Annotated in this window: 15 protein-coding genes; 11 read left to right on the top strand and 4 right to left on the bottom strand. The window is 71.4% G+C overall.

The genetic code is table 11. The features are described from left to right. Positions 1–106: 106 nt before the first annotated feature. The 3 genes from pstS to ACIQNG_RS35815 form a co-directional block, all read right to left on the bottom strand. Positions 107–1,234 (bottom strand): phosphate ABC transporter substrate-binding protein PstS, encoded by a 1,128-nt coding sequence (gene pstS, locus ACIQNG_RS35825; protein ID WP_401427890.1) that lies wholly within the window; start codon positions 1,232–1,234, stop codon positions 107–109. 732 nt (positions 1,235–1,966) lie between these two features. Continuing rightward, positions 1,967–2,683 carry a phosphatase PAP2 family protein gene (locus ACIQNG_RS35820; protein ID WP_401491016.1) on the bottom strand — a complete coding sequence of 239 codons (717 nt, stop codon included), beginning with the start codon at positions 2,681–2,683 and terminating at the stop codon, positions 1,967–1,969. A gap of 235 nt (positions 2,684–2,918) precedes the next feature. Further along, positions 2,919–3,866 (bottom strand): NlpC/P60 family protein, encoded by a 948-nt coding sequence (locus ACIQNG_RS35815; RefSeq protein WP_401491116.1) that lies wholly within the window; start codon positions 3,864–3,866, stop codon positions 2,919–2,921. 737 nt (positions 3,867–4,603) lie between these two features. Between ACIQNG_RS35815 and ACIQNG_RS35810 the strand changes: the two genes are divergently transcribed. From ACIQNG_RS35810 to ACIQNG_RS35780, 7 genes are all read left to right on the top strand, one after another. Then, on the top strand, positions 4,604–4,912 hold the full coding sequence (locus tag ACIQNG_RS35810; RefSeq protein ID WP_401427885.1) for a hypothetical protein: 309 nt from the start codon (positions 4,604–4,606) through the stop codon (positions 4,910–4,912). Positions 4,913–5,049: 137 nt separating this feature from the next. After that, positions 5,050–5,220, top strand: a complete 171-nt coding sequence (locus ACIQNG_RS35805; protein ID WP_401427882.1) for a hypothetical protein — start codon at positions 5,050–5,052, stop codon at positions 5,218–5,220. Next, positions 5,217–6,062, top strand: a complete 846-nt coding sequence (locus tag ACIQNG_RS35800) for a hypothetical protein (RefSeq protein ID WP_401491014.1) — start codon at positions 5,217–5,219, stop codon at positions 6,060–6,062. The genes ACIQNG_RS35805 and ACIQNG_RS35800 overlap by 4 nt, the downstream gene beginning before the upstream one ends. Then, a complete protein-coding gene (locus tag ACIQNG_RS35795; protein WP_401491012.1) occupies positions 6,052–7,389 on the top strand; it encodes a hypothetical protein in 1,338 nt (445 codons plus the stop codon). Before ACIQNG_RS35800 ends, ACIQNG_RS35795 begins: the two co-directional genes overlap by 11 nt. Beyond that, positions 7,386–8,942, top strand: coding sequence for an SCO6880 family protein (locus tag ACIQNG_RS35790; RefSeq protein ID WP_401427875.1), 1,557 nt, complete (start codon positions 7,386–7,388; stop codon positions 8,940–8,942). The genes ACIQNG_RS35795 and ACIQNG_RS35790 overlap by 4 nt, the downstream gene beginning before the upstream one ends. 8 nt (positions 8,943–8,950) lie before the next feature. Further along, entirely contained in the window at positions 8,951–10,360 is a 1,410-nt protein-coding gene (locus tag ACIQNG_RS35785) for an ATP-binding protein (protein ID WP_401427873.1), read from the top strand. Positions 10,361–10,412: 52 nt separating this feature from the next. After that, complete coding sequence (locus tag ACIQNG_RS35780; protein WP_401491010.1) at positions 10,413–12,119, top strand: type VI secretion protein; 1,707 nt, start codon at positions 10,413–10,415, stop codon at positions 12,117–12,119. 124 nt (positions 12,120–12,243) lie between these two features. Here the strand turns inward: ACIQNG_RS35780 and ACIQNG_RS35775 are convergent, their stop codons facing one another. Continuing rightward, positions 12,244–12,834 carry a GNAT family N-acetyltransferase gene (locus tag ACIQNG_RS35775; protein WP_401491009.1) on the bottom strand — a complete coding sequence of 197 codons (591 nt, stop codon included), beginning with the start codon at positions 12,832–12,834 and terminating at the stop codon, positions 12,244–12,246. A gap of 93 nt (positions 12,835–12,927) precedes the next feature. Here ACIQNG_RS35775 and ACIQNG_RS35770 point away from each other — a divergent pair, with 93 nt between their 5' ends. Genes ACIQNG_RS35770 through ACIQNG_RS35755 form a run of 4 tightly spaced genes read left to right on the top strand, consistent with a single transcriptional unit; the run spans position 12,928 to position 16,629 of the window. Then, positions 12,928–13,857 (top strand): ATP-binding cassette domain-containing protein, encoded by a 930-nt coding sequence (locus ACIQNG_RS35770; RefSeq protein WP_401491007.1) that lies wholly within the window; start codon positions 12,928–12,930, stop codon positions 13,855–13,857. Further along, a complete protein-coding gene (locus ACIQNG_RS35765) occupies positions 13,854–14,669 on the top strand; it encodes an ABC transporter permease (RefSeq protein ID WP_401491005.1) in 816 nt (271 codons plus the stop codon). Before ACIQNG_RS35770 ends, ACIQNG_RS35765 begins: the two co-directional genes overlap by 4 nt. Positions 14,670–14,713: 44 nt before the next feature. After that, positions 14,714–15,964, top strand: a complete 1,251-nt coding sequence (locus ACIQNG_RS35760; protein ID WP_401491003.1) for a sensor histidine kinase — start codon at positions 14,714–14,716, stop codon at positions 15,962–15,964. After that, positions 15,961–16,629 (top strand): response regulator, encoded by a 669-nt coding sequence (locus ACIQNG_RS35755; protein WP_401427860.1) that lies wholly within the window; start codon positions 15,961–15,963, stop codon positions 16,627–16,629. Before ACIQNG_RS35760 ends, ACIQNG_RS35755 begins: the two co-directional genes overlap by 4 nt. The last annotated feature ends 107 nt before the right edge of the window (positions 16,630–16,736 follow it).

Here is a 16,736-nt window from a genome sequence, read left to right as displayed (position 1 = left end):
CCCTCACGGGCGGCTCCGTGGAGCCGTGCCAGGGGAGCGGCTCCGGGCGGCGGTGCACCGGACGGTGCGGCCCGGCCCCGGACGGGGACCGGACCGCACACTCAGGTCAGCTCAGTTCGTCGATGGTGGTCCGGACCTTGGTGATGATGTCGGCCGGCATCGGGGCGTAGTCGTTGTCGGCGAGGACCTGCTGGCCGTCCTCGCTGGCGATGTAGCGCAGGAACGCCTTGGTGGCGGGCAGGCTGTCGCCCTTGTTGCCCTGGTCGCAGACGATCTCGTAGGTGACCAGGGTGATCGGGTAGGCGCCGTCGGCCTGGGTCTTGTAGTTCAGCTCCAGGGCCATGTCCTTGCCGGTGCCGACGACCTTGGCGTCGGCGATGGCCTTGGTGGCGCCGTCGACGCTGGCCTTGACCGGCTCGGCCGCGCCCGTGTCGATGGAGACGACGCTCAGGCCCTTGGCGTACGACAGCTCCATGTAGCCGATGGCACCGGAGTTCTGCTTGACCTGCTGGGCCATCCCGGAGGAGCCGGAGGCCGCCTGGCCGCCCTTGGCCTGCCACGCCTTGCCGCCCTCGTACTTCCAGTTGTCGGGCGTGGTCTCGATCAGGTACTTGGTGAAGTTGTCCGTGGTGCCGGAGTCCTCGGAGCGGTGGAACGCCTGGATCTTCAGGTCGGGCAGCTTCGCGTCGGGGTTGAGCTTCGCGATGGCCTCGTCGTTCCAGTTGGTGATCTTGCCGTCGAAGATCTGGGCGAGGGTCGGGGCGTCCAGGACCAGGTTGTCGACACCGGGGACGTTGTAGCCGACGGCGATCGGGCCGCCGACCATCGGCAGGTCGATGCCCTGGCCGTTGGAGCAGACCTTCTTGGACGCCTCGACCTCGGCGGGCTCCAGCGCGGAGTCCGAACCGGCGAAGGCGACGGTGCCCTGGGTGAACGCGGTGACACCGGCGCCGGAGCCGCCGCCCTTGTAGTTGATCTGCACGCCCTTGCACGCCTGCGTGAAGTTCTTGACCCATGCGTCGATGGCGTTCTTCTGCGCGGAGGAGCCGTCGGCGAGGATCTGGCCCTTGGCGTCGTCGCACTGGATGTCACCCGCCGCGGCGGCGGCCGACGAGTTGCTGTCGCCGCTGCCCGCGCCGGTGTCGTCGGAGCCGCACGCCGTGAGGGCCAGGGCGCCGGAGACGGCGAGAGCACCGAGGGTGAGGGCCCGCCGGTTCATGCGCTGAAGCTTCACTTTCGGGAGTTCCTTCCAGGAGCCGCCGGTCTTGCTGGGCGGCGTGCGAGGTCTGGGTGACACGGACACGCTTTCGAGCGCACTCGCGTCGGTAAGGCCGAAATTAGGCAGATCAGGTGACGACGCCTATGGCCGGAAGTGAACGGGGAGTGAACCCATAGAGACGTTGTGGTTAGGTCACGGAATGCTCACGGGGAGAGCACGCCCCGATCCCGACAGTCACCAAAAGGAACATTACGGACCGAGCCCCGAAAACAAAAAACGCCCCCAGGGAGAACTCCCCAAAGGCCCACCACACCAGAACCCCGCCACCCAGCCCCCACCCCCCGGGCGCGCGGGCAACCCCGGGGGCGCGTGCCACCCCGGGGGGCGGGGCAACCCCGGGCGGGGGGGCAACCCCGGGCGGGGGGGGCAACCCCGGGGGCGCGGGCCACCCCAGGGGCGCGTGCCACCCCGGGCGCGAGGGCAACCCCGGGGGCGCTGGCAGGGGCGCGGGGAACTGCGCGACCAGCCACACACAAGCCGCACCCACCCACTCGCCACACCACCCCAGGGGCGCGGGGAACTGCGCGACCAGCCGACCACCACCCGCACCGTCGCCCCGACCGCAACCGACCCGACCCGCCCCGGACACCCCGGACACCCTGGAGCCCTAGACGCCCCGGACACCTAGACGCCCCGGACGCACCGGACCCCTAGACGCGCCCGGGGCGCCCGGGGCGCCCCCGGAAACTACGCCGCCAGATCCCGCTCCCGCGCCCCCGCCCCCGCGTCCGCCCCGTCCCGCCGCGCCCCCGGAACCACCGCACCGACCTCACCCGAAGGCCGCCACACCAGGAACCCGACCCGCGGCGACCCCTGGATCGCCCGTACGACCGGCGTCAGCAACGCCATCGCCACCGGCGACAGCAGCAGCGCGACCGCCGTACCGAGGGCCAGCCCGCCCACCACGTCGGTCGGGTAGTGCACCCCCATGTAGACCCGGAGGACCCCCTCGACCAGGGCGACGCCGATCGCGATCAGCCCGAACTTCCGGTTGGCCACGAACAGCCCCACCGCCAGCGCCATCGCGATGGTCGCGTGGTCGCTCACGAACGAGTAGTCCGTCTTCCCGGTGACCAGGACCTCAAGTCCCTCATGGTCGTTGAACGGCCGGGGCCGCTCCACGAATCCCCGGATCGGCACATTGACCAGCACCGCCACACCCGCCGCGAGCGGCGCCCAGAGCAGCGCGCTGACCCCCGAGACGGCCTCCTCCGCACTGGCCGACCGCCGCCGCACCGACCACCAGCACCACAGCCCGATCAGCGCCAGCGCGAGCAGCATCCCGTACTCACCGACGTACGCCATCACCTGGTCGAGCCAGCCCGGCGCATCCTTGGCCAGGCCATTGATGTCGTACAGCAGCTCGACGTCAGGGTTCGACCCGGATTGCGCGAGTCCAGCCATCTGCAGCGGCCCCTTCGTCGTCTCTTCTTCCCGGCACGCCTCATGCGTACCGCTGTCCCACCCCGTGTGCCCCCGTGGTGTCAGGAACGCACGACCCCCATGGCAACGTTCCGCACTCCACCGAATGATCACCCAGACGTTACCGAAGAGAGATACATCGTCGCAGCTCAGGGGAGAGTTTTACGCTCTGTTCGAACCGGCCGCGGACCGGCCCGGTTGTCCGTTTCGCCCCGTCTCAGACATCCGTGGGGAGGGCCTTCGCGCCCTCCTCGGTGACCCGGGTCGCCCCGAAGTAGTCCGGGGTGTCGATCGGAGTGAAACGGATCACGGCCCCGGTCCGCGGGGCGTCGATCATGTACCCACCGCCCACGTAGATCCCGACGTGCCGGATCGCACGGGAGTTGGTGAGGTCGTCGGAGAAGAACACCAGGTCCCCCGGGAGCAGTTCGTCCCGGTCCGGATGCGGGCCCGCGTTGTACTGGTCGTTGGCCACCCGGGGCAGGGTGACCCCGACACTCTCGTACGCCGCCTGCGTCAGCCCCGAGCAGTCGAACCGCCCGCCCTGCGCCGCCGTACCGGTGCCGCCCCACAGATAGGGCGTACCGAGCTTCTGCTGGGCGTAGTGGATCGCGCCCGCGGCCTGCTCGGAGGGATCGACCCGGGTGGCGGGCGCGGCGAAGCTCTCCTCCAGGGTCGTGATGATCCGCACGTAGTTCTGCGTCTCGTCGTACGGCGGGACACCCCCGTACCGGATGACGGCGTACGCGCCCGCGTTGTAGGCGGCCAGCATGTTGTGGGTGGCGTTGCCCGGCACGTCCTTCACATAGCCGGCCAGCGTGCAGTCGTACGTGGCGGCCGAGGGGATCGCGTCCTTCGGGTCCCAGACGTCCCGGTCCCCGTCACCGTCCCCGTCGATCCCGTGCGCCGCCCAGGTGCCGGGGATGAACTGCGCTATCCCCTGCGCCTGCGCCGGGCTCTGCGCGGTGGGGTTCCAGCCGCTCTCCTGGTAGAGCTGGGCGGCGAGCAGCGCCGGGTTGATCGCGGGGCACAGGTTGCCCCACCGCTGCACCAGCGCCTGGTACGCGGACGGCACCGAACCCTTGGCCAACGCCTTGCCGCTGCCCGCGGCGCCGCCCGCCAGGTTCCCGGCGACCAGGTACACGCCCACGACGAGCACCATCATGAAGCCCAGCCCGAGCGCGAGCGCGATCCCGCCGCCGATCCACCATTTCCGCACGCCTCAACCCTGCCCCATCCACGCCCCGTTCAAGGCCACTTCGCCCGAGTGGCCGCCGAGTTCCCCTCATTATCCCGGCTCCCCCGGGTCCGCCACAGGGCGCCTGCGCGGGCCCGCCCCGCCCCCGGGGGCGCCCGCGGGGGTTCGCCATCGAGAACGCCCCGCGCCGGAGCCGCCCCGCGCCCCCGGCCGCGCACCGGACGGGCACCGGACGCCTCCTGACGGACCGCCATCTCCGTGAGGCATGCATTCCGGCCTTTTTCGAAGCCGCCCGAAGTGGCTCAACCGCCCAAAAGCCGCATCTGCCTGCCACCCCGCCGCGACCTGGCCCCCGGCCCCCGCACCGCCCCGCCACTGACCCCCCGTCACCACACCCCGGCCGCCCGGCGATAGCCTTCACCCGCCAGAACACGGGCGCGAGCCCTCACCCGGCCGCCCACCACGAACGGGCCCGGACCGTAAAAGGGCTCAACGACGGCACCACACGCAAGGTTCCGATCCCACTTCGTTGCCCGGCGTGACCTGCCGTGATACACAGAGTGACGATAAGTGGTATTCGTACGAAACCCGCCAACCGATGACGCCAAGTCGACATACGAGAGCGCCATCGTCGGCGAGAATGAGGTCTGACCTCTGCGCACCGCAGGGGGCTGCGGAACTACCCACCAGGGGCGGTGACTTACATGCTGTTTGCAGCCGAACAGGGCGACATCGACACCATCATCGGCGGGATCGCTCCCGACTGGGGTCCCTTCGGCGACCTAGGCAACGAGGCGCGGGTGATGATCGAGGTGGTGATGGCGGTCGCCATCCTCATCTGCCTGGGCATCGCGATCTGGGGCGCGGCGAAGCAGCGCATCGGCGCCACGGCGCTGCGCGACACCTTCAGCGCCGAACAAGGCAAGGGCCTCATCATCGCCGGTCTCACCGGCGTCTTCATCATCGGCTCCCTGGGCACGCTCTTCACGATCGTGTACGGCATGGCCGTCTAGCCGCGCCCGCGCCCCGGGGCCGCGCCAGGCCCCCGGGTCGCCGCACGCACCGCCCGTCCCCCAGTCCCGTCCGGGCACGCCCGGCACACCTCCCCCACCCACCCGTCGTGCCCACCGGCTGAGGTTGCGTTTCCCTGATGTCGAGTCACCACACCGCGCCCGCGCCGGAACCCGCCCGGCTACCGTCGTACTGCGGCACCCGGTTCCGGCCCGCCCGGAACGGCTCCATCCGGTACGACTTCTTCCGGTACGGCTTCATCCGGTACGACGGGTCGCGCTACGACGCCGAGGGGGCGCAGGCGGTATGAGTCTCGGGGACGATCACGGTTACGGCGACTCCGCACGCACGGACGCCTCCGGCGAGTACGGCGGCACCGGCACCACCCGCACCCGGCTGCCCGAGAGCGGCCCCTACGGCGGCGCCCGCCGCGGTCGCTCCTCCTCCAGAAGCCTCGTCACGGTCGTCGGCGTGGTGGTCCTGCTGATCGCCGCGATCGCCTTCGCGAACCGCGGGGACGGCGACTCCGGGGGCGCCCCCGACACGGCGGACAAACCAGACACAGTCCCGACCGCGGCCTCCGGCACCGCCCCGGTCGGCACCAAGACCGCCGGCATCCCCACCGGCCACGCCCGCACCAAGCAGGGCGCCCAGAGCGCGGCGGCCAACTACGCGGTGTCGCTCGGCTCCACCGGGATGTACGCCACCACCACCCGGCACCAGATCGTGAACACGGTCTACGCACCCGACGTCGCCGAGAACCAGCGCGCCGACATCGACGCCGCCTACTCCGACGAGTCCTTCCTGACCAACATCGGACTGGAGAAGGACGGCAAGGCCCCCGACGGGCAGACCTTCGTCTCCCGGGTCATCCCGGTCGGCACCAAGGTCACCGAGTTCAGCCAGAACACCGCCACGGTCGAGGTCTGGTACTCGTCCCTGTTCGGGCTGTCGGGCGAAGCCTCCACCAACCCCGTCTCAGAGAGCTGGTTCACCACGACGTACCAGCTCACCTGGGCCGACGACTGGAAAGTCACCGACTTCCAGCAGAAAGACGGTCCGGTGCCGGTGGCACGCGATCAGCGGGCCTCCACCGCCGAGGACATGACGAAGGCCGTCGAGGAGTACGGAGGGTTCACCTATGCGCGCTAAGCACCTCCCCCTCAAGGTGACGGCCACCGTCGCCGCCGTCCAGACCGCCCTGGTGCTGCTGGCCACCCGTGCCGTCGCCGCACCCACCCCGAGCCCCAGCCCGAGTCCCAGCCCCAGCGGCTCGCAGTCCCCCGGCGCCGAGAACTGCGATCTCATCCGCGGCCCCGCGGCGGAGTACTGCGAACGCGACGAAGAAGCCACCAACTCCCCCTCCCTCGAAGTCGACACCACCGGCGACCCCCTCTCCTCCCTCGCCAAGGGCTGCGCCGACGCCGCCTCCTGGACCGTGAAGAAGCTGAGCGCCGCCGTCGAGGACACGGCGAACGTGGACTTCACCAACCCCCAGTTCCTCCAGCAGTACGCCGTCGTCTTCGCCGCCTCCACCATCCTCACCCTGCTGCTGTGGCTCCTCGCGGTCGCCAAGCGCGCGGTGCGCGGCGTGCCCTTCACCACCGCCGTCAGCGAAGCCATCGGCTTCCTCTGGCTGACCGTGCTGGCCTCCGCCTTCACCCCGCTGATCCTCTACACCGTCGTCTCCGCGACCGACGGCGTCAGCGAGGTCCTCGCCAAGGCTACCGGCGACCAGACCGACGTCTTCTTCGGCAACTTCGCCGCCGCCCTGGAGAAGGGCGAGGACATCGGCGGCGGCCCGATCATGCTGATCGTGGTCTCCCTGGTCTCCATCGTCGCCGCCGGAGTCCTCTGGCTGGAACTGGTCATCCGCGCCGCCCTCCTCTACGTCGGCGCCCTCCTCGGCACCGTCGTCTACGCCGGACTGGTCGACAAGAGCCTGTGGAGCCATGTCCGCCGCTGGGCCGGCATCATGATCGCCGTCATCCTGGTCAAACCGGTCATCGTGATCGTCCTCGGCCTGGCCGGCGCGCTCTCCGCCGACGACGGCCCCGACGCCTTCTCCGCCGTCGTCTCCGGCCTCTCCATCATCCTGCTGGCCATCTTCGCCTCCGCGATGATCTACCGCTTCGTCCCCGGCTTCGGCGACGAGATCGCCGGCTCCCGCAGCAACCGGATCATGCAGGGCGCCGAAGGCAAGGCCGCCGCCGTGATCAGCTCCCCCGCCACCCTCGTCGCCCAGGGCATCAAGACCCACAGCACCCGCGCCGACCAGGGCGGCGGCCCGTCCTCCTCCGCCGGCCCCCGCCCGGCCAACACGGCCGCCGGCGGCGTCGCCGCGCACAGCACCCGCACCCCCGGCGGCGGAGGCGGAGCGGCCCCGGCCGCCGCGCCCGCCCCCCGCTCGGCCAGCCCGGTGAACACCCCGCACGCCAGCAACACCCGCAACAACCGCACGGGAGGTGAAGGGCGTTGACGACCGAATCCCATCTGTCCCATCCGGTCACGCCCCGCCGTACGTATCTCATCGGCCGAGCCCGGCCGAACGCGATCGTCGGCCGCAACCGGGAGACCGGCGAGATCGTACTGATCGTCGCCGGCGCCTTCCTCGGCATGATGTGCGGGCTCCTGGTCCCCGTGCTCTCCCTGCGGATCGTGCTGCTCATGGGCTTCCCCATGATCGCCTTCGCCGCGGTCTACGTGCCCTTCAAGCGCCGCACGTTCTACAAGTGGTTCGAGATCAACCGCAGCTACAAACGCACCCTGCGCTCCGGCACCACCTACCGCTCCGGCGTCGTGGAGGCCGGCACCCGCCTCGACGGCCGCGAGGTCGAGATCGGCCCGCCCCCCGGCATCGGCCGCATCACCTGGCTCGCCGCCCCCTTCGGCCCCGACGAGATCGCCGTCCTGCTGCACGCCGACCGCAAGACCGTCACCGCCGCCATCGAGATCGAGGGCCCCGGCGTCGGACTGCGCGACAGCGAGGACCAGGAAGCCCTCGTCGACCGCTTCGGCACCCTCCTCAAGCATGTGGCCAACGGCGACGGCTTCGTCACCCGCCTCCAGATGCTCGCCCGCACCCTGCCCGCCGACCCCGACGCCCACGCCAAGGACGTCTCCGTCCGCGGCGACGAGAAGGCACCGGGCTGGCTCCAGGAGTCGTACGAACAGCTCCAGTCCATGGTCTCCACCAGCAGCGAGCAGCACCGCGCCTACCTCGTGGCCTGTATGCACTACACCCGCGAACTGGCCGCCGAGGCCCAGGCCATGGCCCGCGCCGCCCGCCCCCGCGGCGGCAAGGCCGACCGGGACGCCGGACTCGCCGTCGTCATGGCCCGCGAGCTGACCGACATCTGCTCCCGGCTCCAGGAGGCCGACATCCGGGTCCGCCAGCCGCTCGGCCAGGGCCGGCTCGCCTCCCTCGTGCACTCCATGTACGACCCGGACCACCCCATCGACCACATCCAGGCCATGACCAAGCGCAACGCCTGGCCCGCCGAACTGGACGCCATGGAGCCCAACTACCTCCAGGCCAAGACCCGCGAGTCCACCACCCGCGCCCCCTGGTGCCACGCCACCGCCTGGGTCAAGGAGTGGCCGATGACCCCGGTCGGCGTCAACTTCCTCGCCCCGCTCCTCGTCCACACCCCGGACGTGATCCGCACCGTCGCCGTCACCATGGACCTCGAACCCACCGAGGTCGCCATCGAGCGGATGCTCACCGAGAAGACCAACGACGTCGCCGAGCAGTCCCGCGCCGCCAAGATGAACCGCACCGTCGACCCCCGCGACATCGCCGCCCACGACCGCCTCGACCAGCGCGGCGAAGACCTCGCCAGCGGCGCCGCCGGAGTCAACCTGGTCGGCTACATCACCGTCTCCTCCCGCTCCCCGGAGGCCCTCAACCGCGACAAGCGGACCATCAGGGCCTCCGCCGGCAAGTCGTATCTGAAGCTGGAGTGGTGCGACCGCGAGCACCACCGCGCCTTTGTGAACACCCTCCCGTTCGCCACCGGCATCCGAAGGTAGGGCCATAGATGCGGGACCCGATGTCCGTCCTCACCGACGCCTTCACCTCCTTCCTCTTCGGAAAGGTGGAGACCACCCGGCCCCCGGTGCGCACCTCCACCGGCCAGGCCCAGGCGGTCTACCTGCCGACCGCGGCCCCCGGCCTCGGCGACTCCGGTGTGATCATCGGCCGCGAGGTCTACTCCGGCAAGGGCTACATCTACGACCCCTTCCAGCTCTACGGCCAACAGCTCCCCGCCCCCCACTGGCTGGTCCTCGGCGAGTCCGGCAACGGCAAGTCCGCGCTGGAGAAGACGTACGTCCTACGGCAGCTGCGCTTCCGTGACCGCCAGGTCGTCGTCCTCGACGCCCAGGGCGAGGACGGCGTCGGCGAATGGAACCTCATCGCCCAGGAGCTGGGGATAACACCCATCCGCCTGGACCCGATGGCCGCCCTCGACCACGGCATCCGGCTCAACCCCCTCGACCCGTCCATCACCACCACGGGCCAGCTCGCCCTGCTGCGCACCATCATCGAGGTGGCCATGGGCCACGGCCTGGACGAACGCTCCGGCTTCGCCCTCAAGGTCGCCCACGCCTACGTCAACGAGACGATCGTGGAGCGCCAGCCGGTCCTCACCGACATCGTCGAGCAACTCCGCCACCCCGAGCCGGAGTCCGCCGAAGCGATGAACGTCGACATAGACGACGTAAGGGCCTGGGGCCTGGACGTCGCCCTCGTCCTGGACCGACTGGTCGACGGCGACCTGCGCGGCATGTTCGACGGCCCCACCACCGTCGGTATCGACCTCGACGCGCCCCTGATCGTCTTCGACCTCTCCCACATCGACCGCAACTCCATCGCCATGCCCATCCTCATGGCGATCGTCGGCGTGTGGCTGGAGCACACCTGGATCCGCCCCGACCGCAAGAAGCGGATCTTCCTGGTCGAGGAGGCGTGGCACATCATCAACAGCCCCTTCGTCGCCCAGTTGTTCCAGCGGCTGCTGAAGTTCGGGCGCCGCCTCGGCCTCTCCTTCGTCGCCGTCGTCCACCATCTTTCCGACGTGGTCGACGGAGCGGCGGCCAAGGAAGCCGCGGCGATCCTCAAGATGGCCTCCACCCGCACCATCTACGCCCAGAAGGCCGACGAGGCCCGCGCCACCGGCAAGGTGCTGGGCCTGCCCCGATGGGCCGTGGAGATCATCCCCACCCTCACCCCCGGCATCGCCGTCTGGGACGTCAACGGCAATGTCCAGGTCGTCAAACACCTGGTCACCGAGAGCGAACGCCCCATCGTCTTCACCGACCGCGCGATGACCCAGTCCTCCGCCGAACAGGCCGACGACGTCCTGCGCGCCGCGGAACTGGAGGCGGAGGAGCGGGCGGCGGCCTTCGTGGAACACCACCTCGGCGACTCCGAGTCGACGGTGGCGTGACCACGGGTCGGACAGAGCAGGCACAGACAGGCGCGAGCGAGGGAGCGGCGGCGTGCGACGGGACGATCATCCCCAGAACGGCCAGGGCGGCATCCCCGACGGCCTCCTGGTCGGCGTCCTCGCCTTTCTGCTGGGCATGACCGTACTGGTCTGGTCCGGCACCGGACTGGCCGGCTGGTTCGCCCAGGGCGCCTGGCCGCAGGGCGTCACCTTCGGCCGTACGCCGATGGCCATACGCGAACTGGTCTCCCAGCCCCATGACCTGGCCGGCGCCTGGCCCGGGACCCCGCCCTCCCAGCTCTCCGGCTGGGGCCTGTTCTGGGGCCTGTTCATCGGCCAGATGATGATCCTGCTCGTCCTCACCGTCTTCGCCCTCGGCACCGCCGCCCGCTGGCGGGCGAGCCGCGACCGCAGACGCGGCGAACGCGCGGAACGCACCGAGGCGGCGCGAGAAGCGGCCCGCGAGGCAGCCGCGGCCCGCAAGCGCGCGAAGAAGGCCAAGGGCCTGCCCCCACTCCCACACCAGCCACCGGCACAGGCACAGGCACCAGCACCGGCACAGGCACAGCCACCGGCACCAGCACCGGCACCAGCACCGGCGGAACAGCAGCAGCCCGCGCCCACCGCCCAGATGCCCGCCCAGCCCCCGGCCCCCACCACCCCCCACCCCTACGACGTCCCCACCCCCCGCTCCGCCACCACCGAACCCCCGAACCCCGAACCCCCGGCCCCGTCCCCGGCCCCCGCTCCGACCCCCGCCCCGCCCCTCTCCGCCGTCCCCTCCCCGGCGCTGGAGAAGCCGGCCCCCCAGCCCACCTGGGAGCAGCCCCGCAGGGAAGCCGTGCTCTTCGAGCCCCCCGAGCGCCGCCACACCACCGCCGCCCAGGCACTCCGCGACGCCGAGGGCCCCGCCGTGGTCGTCACCTCCAACCCGGCCCTGTGGCAGGACACCAAGGACGCCCGCGCCAAACTCGGCCCGGTCCTCCTCTACGACCCCACCCACCGCTGCGACACCCCGGCCCGCCTCCACTGGTCCCCCACCGGCGGCTGCGAGGACAGACAGACCGCCGCCACCCGGGCCGCCGCCCTGCTCGCCCCCGTCAGGCCCACGGCCAAGCTCGACCAGGCCGTCGCCGACACCGCCGAGACCCTGCTCCGCAGCTGTCTGCACGCCGCCGCGCTGGACGGCCGTACCGTCCGCCATGTCCACCGCTGGGCCCAGGGCAACCAGATCCAGGACGCCGTACGCACCCTCCGCACCCACCCCAAGGCCGCGCCCGGCGCCGCCGGTGAACTGGAGGCCGCCCTCACCGCGCACCCGGAACGCCGGGACATCGCGCAGGAGTTGACGGGCCGCGCGCTCTCGGCCCTCTTCACGGTCAATGTCCGTGAGGCGTGCACACCGAATCGAGCCGATGCGCTCTGCCTGGATTCCTTCGTGCATGAAGGGGGCACGCTCTATGTGGTCGGCGAATCCATCGAGGACCCCAGGGCGAACCCCGGTGCCATGCCCCTGCTGACGGCCCTCGTCTCCAGCGTGGTCGAGCGCGGCCGGCGCATGGCCGAACGGTCATCCTCCGGTCGGCTCGACCCACCACTGACCCTCGTCCTGGACGACATCGCCGCGGTGGCCCCCCTCCCGGCCCTGCCCGATCTGCTCGCCCACGGCACGGACCGCGGCCTGCCCACCCTGGCCCTGCTCCGCTCCCGCGAACAGGCCCGCTCCCGCTGGCCGGACCAGGAACTACCGGTCCACTGAACCCGGCCGACCCACAAGACACAAAAAGACGCAAAACAGGGCACAACACAGGGCACAGGCACAGGGCACAGGGCACAGGGCACAGGGCACAGGGCACAGGCACAGGCACAGCCCAGAGCACACCTCAGGGCCGCTCCAGCACATACTCCAACTCGGACTCCCCCGAGTCGCCCCCGTCCCGCCCCAACGGCACCCGCACCCCGCTCGGCACGAACCCCAACCGCCGGTACAGCGCCCGCGCCCGCCCGTTGTCCTCATGGACGATCAACCGCACCCGCTCCACCCCCTGCCGCCAGGCCCAGCCCAGCGCCTCGTCGAAGAGCAGCTCGGTCAGCCCGCAGCCCCGGTGCTCGGGCCGCATGAACACCCCGACGACATGCCCCTGACGCCGCTCGACGGTGAACCCGGCCCAGTCCGTCGTCCCCGCCTCCTCAAGCACCACGGTGACCGTGCCGACCCACTGCCCGTCCGGCCCCTGCGCGATGGTCTGCCGCGCCCCGGACGCCCCCTCGGCGCCCCTCTCGGCCCGCTCCCGCCAGTACGCCTCGGGCCGGGCCACGGCCTGCTCGTACGTCTCCAGGAACGCCAGATGCGCCACCGGATCCCGCAGCGCGGCCAGTCGCAGCTCCCGCAGCGCCGGCCACTCCCCGGCCCGGACGGCCCGGACGACGTACCGCTCTTCGATGTCGGTGTCGGTATCGGTGTCGGTGCTCATGCGGGTCACGGTAGTACCCGGGTACGACCCGCTCACCTGGAATACCTGCCACGGTCCGACGCGGCGGCGCTCCCCACGGCCGACGATCGAAGCATGATCGAGGCTCACCAGCTCACCAAGCGCTACGGCCCCCGCACCGCCGTGGCGGACCTCTCCTTCACCGTCCGGCCGGGCACCGTCACCGGCTTCCTCGGCCCCAACGGCGCCGGCAAGTCCACCACCATGCGGATGCTCCTCGGCCTGGACACCCCGACCCGGGGCACCGCCACCCTCGCGGGCCGCCCCTACGCCGCCCACCCCGCGCCGCTCACCGAGGCCGGCGCCCTGCTGGAGGCCCGCTCGGTCCACCCCGGCCGCACCGCCCACCACCACCTCATGGCCCTCGCCCACACCCACGGCATCCCCCGCACCCGGGTCACCGAGGTCCTGGACCTCGCCGGTCTGACGGACGTGGCCCACCGCCGGGTCAAGGGCTTCTCCCTCGGCATGGGCCAGCGCCTCGGGATCGCCGCCGCCCTGCTCGGCGACCCCGGCATCCTGATCCTGGACGAGCCGGTCAACGGCCTCGACCCCGAGGGCGTCCTGTGGATCCGCACCCTCCTCAAGTCCCTGGCGGCGGAGGGCCGTACGGTCCTCGTCTCCTCCCATCTGATGAGCGAGATGGCGCTGACCGCCGAGCACCTCATCATCATCGGCCGCGGCCGGCTGCTCGCCGACACCACGGTCGAGGCGTTCGTCCGCAGCTCGGGAGCCGGTTCGGTCAAGGTCGTCACCCCCGAGCCGAGCGCTCTCGCGGACGCGCTCTCCGCACCCGGCGTGGACATCACCACGGACGCCGACCCCGGCACCCTCCGCGTCCACGGCACCGACGCCGGTCACATCGGCCGCACCGCCGCCGCCCACGGCATCCCGCTGCTCGAACTCACCCCGCAGACCGCCTCCCTGGAGCAGGCGTTCATGGACCTCACCCGCGACGCGGTCGAGTACGCCCCGACCCGGACCCCGCAAGGAGCGGCGGCATGACCACCACGACACCCCCCGCCCCGGTCCCCACCCCCACGCCCACCCCGACCCCGTACCGGGTGACCCCGGCCCGTGTCCTGCGCGCCGAATGGCACAAGCTGTGGACGCTCCGCTCGACCTGGACCAGTCTGATCCTGACCGTCGTCCTCACCCTGGGCACCGGCCTGATCATCGCCTACGCCTACACCCCCGGCGACGCCACCGAGCTGGACAGCGTCCTGATGGTCCTGATCGGCATGCAGTTCTCGCAGATCATCCTCGGCGTCCTGGGCATCCTCGCCACCGCCGGCGAGCACTCCACCGGCCTGGTCCGCTCCACCATGACGGCCGTCCCGCGCCGGCTGCCCGTCCTGTGGTCGAAGGCGGGCATCGTGGCAGCGGTCGCCTTCACCACCGTCCTGCTCACCAACTTCCTCACCTTCTCCCTCGCCCAGACCTTCCTCACCGGCACCGACCAGGCCACCTCCCTCGGCGACCCGGGCGTCGTCACGGCCCTCGTCGGCAACGCCGCCGGCCTCGCCCTCCTCGGCGTGACGGCCCTCGCCATCGGCTCCATGGTCCGCTCGGTCCCGGCCGCCATCGGTGTCCTCATCACCACCGTCATGGTCCTCCCGGAGATCCTCGCGATGCTCCCGTACGACGTCATGGACGACATCTCCCGCCACTTCCCGGCCAAGGCCCTGGAGGCCCTCACCCAGGCCGACCCGGCGGCCGGTTCCGCGAGCCCCGGCGCCGCCCTGCTCGCCCTCGCCCTGTGGGCGGCGGCCGGACTGGGCGCCGCGGGCCTCCTGCTGCGCCGCAGGGACGTGTGACCGCACACCGGCCGGCCGCACCCCGCGCGACCCGAACCGTCACCATGGACCCCGTGACACAGGACCGGACCACGGACCCCCTCACCGAGTACGTCCACCGCGTCGTCCAGCGGGTACGCGCCTTCGACCGGCGCCATCCGCTGGTCTGGGACGTCCACCTCACCGCGTTCTGGGTGACCGCCGCCCTCATCGACTACCTCGGTGACGGCTGGCGCAACATCGCGCACAACCTGGGCACCCCGGGCTGGCTGGTCCTCACCATGAGCCTCGGCCTGTCCGTGCCTCTCCTGTGGCGCCGCAGCCACCCCGGGGCGGCCTTTCTCGCGACGGCCCCCTTCGCCCTGGCCAACGCCTGGACCGGCGCCATCCTCCAGGCCGCCCTGCTCCAACTCCTGGTGATCTTCCATATCGCCCTACGCCTGCCCCTGCGCACCCTGTGGTGGGCGGCAGCGGCGACGACGGCCCCGGTCGTCGTCGTGGCCGTCCGGTACACCGAGAGCGAGTGGGACCAGCTGATCGTCCCCCAGGTGATGGCTCTCACCGTGGCCGCCGCCATCGGTATCGCCGTCCGCACCCGCCGCGACTACACCGAGGCCCTGGTGGACCGGGCCCGCCGTCTGGAGATCGAACGCGACCAGCAGGCCAGACTGGCCACCGCCGCCGAACGCAGCCGTATCGCCCGCGAGATGCACGACATCATCGGCCACAACCTCTCCGTCATCACGGGGCTGGCCGACGGGGGCCGCTACGCCGCCGCGAAGAACCCGGACCGCGCCGCCCAGGCCCTCCAGGCGATCGGCGCCACCAGCCGCCAGGCCCTCGACGAACTCCGCCGCCTCCTGGACATCCTGGACGAGGAGCAACCCGGCGAGGAGCAGGACCGCACCCCCCAGCCCACCCTCAAGGACCTGCCCTCTTTGGTGGAGCAGGTCCGCAGGGCGGGCCTTCCCGTCACCTTCACCACCGAGGGCACCACGGACGCCCTCCCCCCGGGCCGCCAGCTCACCGTCTACCGGGTGGTCCAGGAGGCCCTCACCAACACCCTGAAACACGCGGGCCCGAACGCCACCGCCCGCATATCCCTTTCTTACGATCCCCAGGGCGCGGTCACCGCCACGGTCACCGACACCGGCAGCGGCGGCGGCCTCCCCTCCACCGCCCCGGAGGGCAGGGGCCTGCCCGGAATGCAGGAGCGGACGGCGATGTACGGCGGCACACTTGAGGCCGGCCCCCGCCACCGCCCGGACCGGGGCTGGCGCGTCCATCTGCATCTCCCGGAGGAACCCGCACCGTGACCACCGTCCTCATCGCCGACGACCAGCCCCTCCAGCGCCTCGGCTATCGCATGCTGCTGGAGAGCCAGGACGACATGACGGTCCTCGGCGAGGCCGTCAACGGCACGGAAGCGGTCCGGATGTCCGCCGAACTGAGCCCCGATGTCATCCTCATGGACGTCCGCATGCCCGGCCTGGACGGGATCGAGGCGACCCGCCGGGTCACAGCGAGCGGCCACCGCACCCGGGTACTGATCCTCACCACGTTCGACATGGACGAGTACGCCTACGCGGGTCTGCGCGCCGGCGCCTCCGGATTCCTGGTCAAGGACGCCCAGCCCGAGGAACTCCTCTCCGGTATCCGTGCCGTGGCCACCGGGGACGCCGTGGTGGCTCCCGCCCTGACCCGCCGGCTCCTGGACGCCTACGCCCATCATCTGCCGACGGGCCGGGAGACGGAGGCGGAGGAGTTGGACTCGCGGCTCCTCCCGCTCACCGACCGGGAGCGGGAGATCCTCACGGTGGTGGGGCAGGGCTGGACGAACACCGAGATAGCCGAACGTCTCCACCTCGCCGAGTCCACCGTGAAGACCCACGTCAGCCGGGTTCTGGCGAAGACGGGTTCGAGGGACAGGGTGCAGGCGGTGATCCTGGCGTACGCCACCGGACTGGTGAGCCCGGAATAGGAATTCCCCGAAAGGGGCCCTGAACGCAGAAAACCCCCGCACCGTCAGGTGCGGGGGTTCCCCCAATAATTGTTCGGCGGCGTCCTACTCTCCCACAGGGTCCCCCC

It is taken from the genome of Streptomyces sp. NPDC091377 (genome assembly GCF_044757045.1).
GTDB lineage: Bacteria > Actinomycetota > Actinomycetes > Streptomycetales > Streptomycetaceae > Streptomyces.
This window is presented reverse-complemented; position numbering and strand designations above follow the sequence as displayed.

Bases quoted from the DNA above. Each gene is read 5' to 3' on its own strand.
- ACIQNG_RS35800 (WP_401491014.1), top strand. From the start codon at position 5,217: ATGAGTCTCGGGGACGATCACGGTTACGGCGACTCCGCACGCACGGAC.
- ACIQNG_RS35760 (WP_401491003.1), top strand. From the start codon at position 14,714: ATGGACCCCGTGACACAGGACCGGACCACGGACCCCCTCACCGAGTAC.
- ACIQNG_RS35805 (WP_401427882.1), top strand. From the start codon at position 5,050: ATGTCGAGTCACCACACCGCGCCCGCGCCGGAACCCGCCCGGCTACCG.
- ACIQNG_RS35765 (WP_401491005.1), top strand. From the start codon at position 13,854: ATGACCACCACGACACCCCCCGCCCCGGTCCCCACCCCCACGCCCACC.
- ACIQNG_RS35775 (WP_401491009.1), bottom strand. From the start codon at position 12,834: ATGAGCACCGACACCGATACCGACACCGACATCGAAGAGCGGTACGTC.
- ACIQNG_RS35820 (WP_401491016.1), bottom strand. From the start codon at position 2,683: ATGGCTGGACTCGCGCAATCCGGGTCGAACCCTGACGTCGAGCTGCTG.
- ACIQNG_RS35785 (WP_401427873.1), top strand. From the start codon at position 8,951: ATGCGGGACCCGATGTCCGTCCTCACCGACGCCTTCACCTCCTTCCTC.
- ACIQNG_RS35770 (WP_401491007.1), top strand. From the start codon at position 12,928: ATGATCGAGGCTCACCAGCTCACCAAGCGCTACGGCCCCCGCACCGCC.
- ACIQNG_RS35810 (WP_401427885.1), top strand. From the start codon at position 4,604: ATGCTGTTTGCAGCCGAACAGGGCGACATCGACACCATCATCGGCGGG.
- ACIQNG_RS35795 (WP_401491012.1), top strand. From the start codon at position 6,052: ATGCGCGCTAAGCACCTCCCCCTCAAGGTGACGGCCACCGTCGCCGCC.
- ACIQNG_RS35815 (WP_401491116.1), bottom strand. From the start codon at position 3,866: ATGATGGTGCTCGTCGTGGGCGTGTACCTGGTCGCCGGGAACCTGGCG.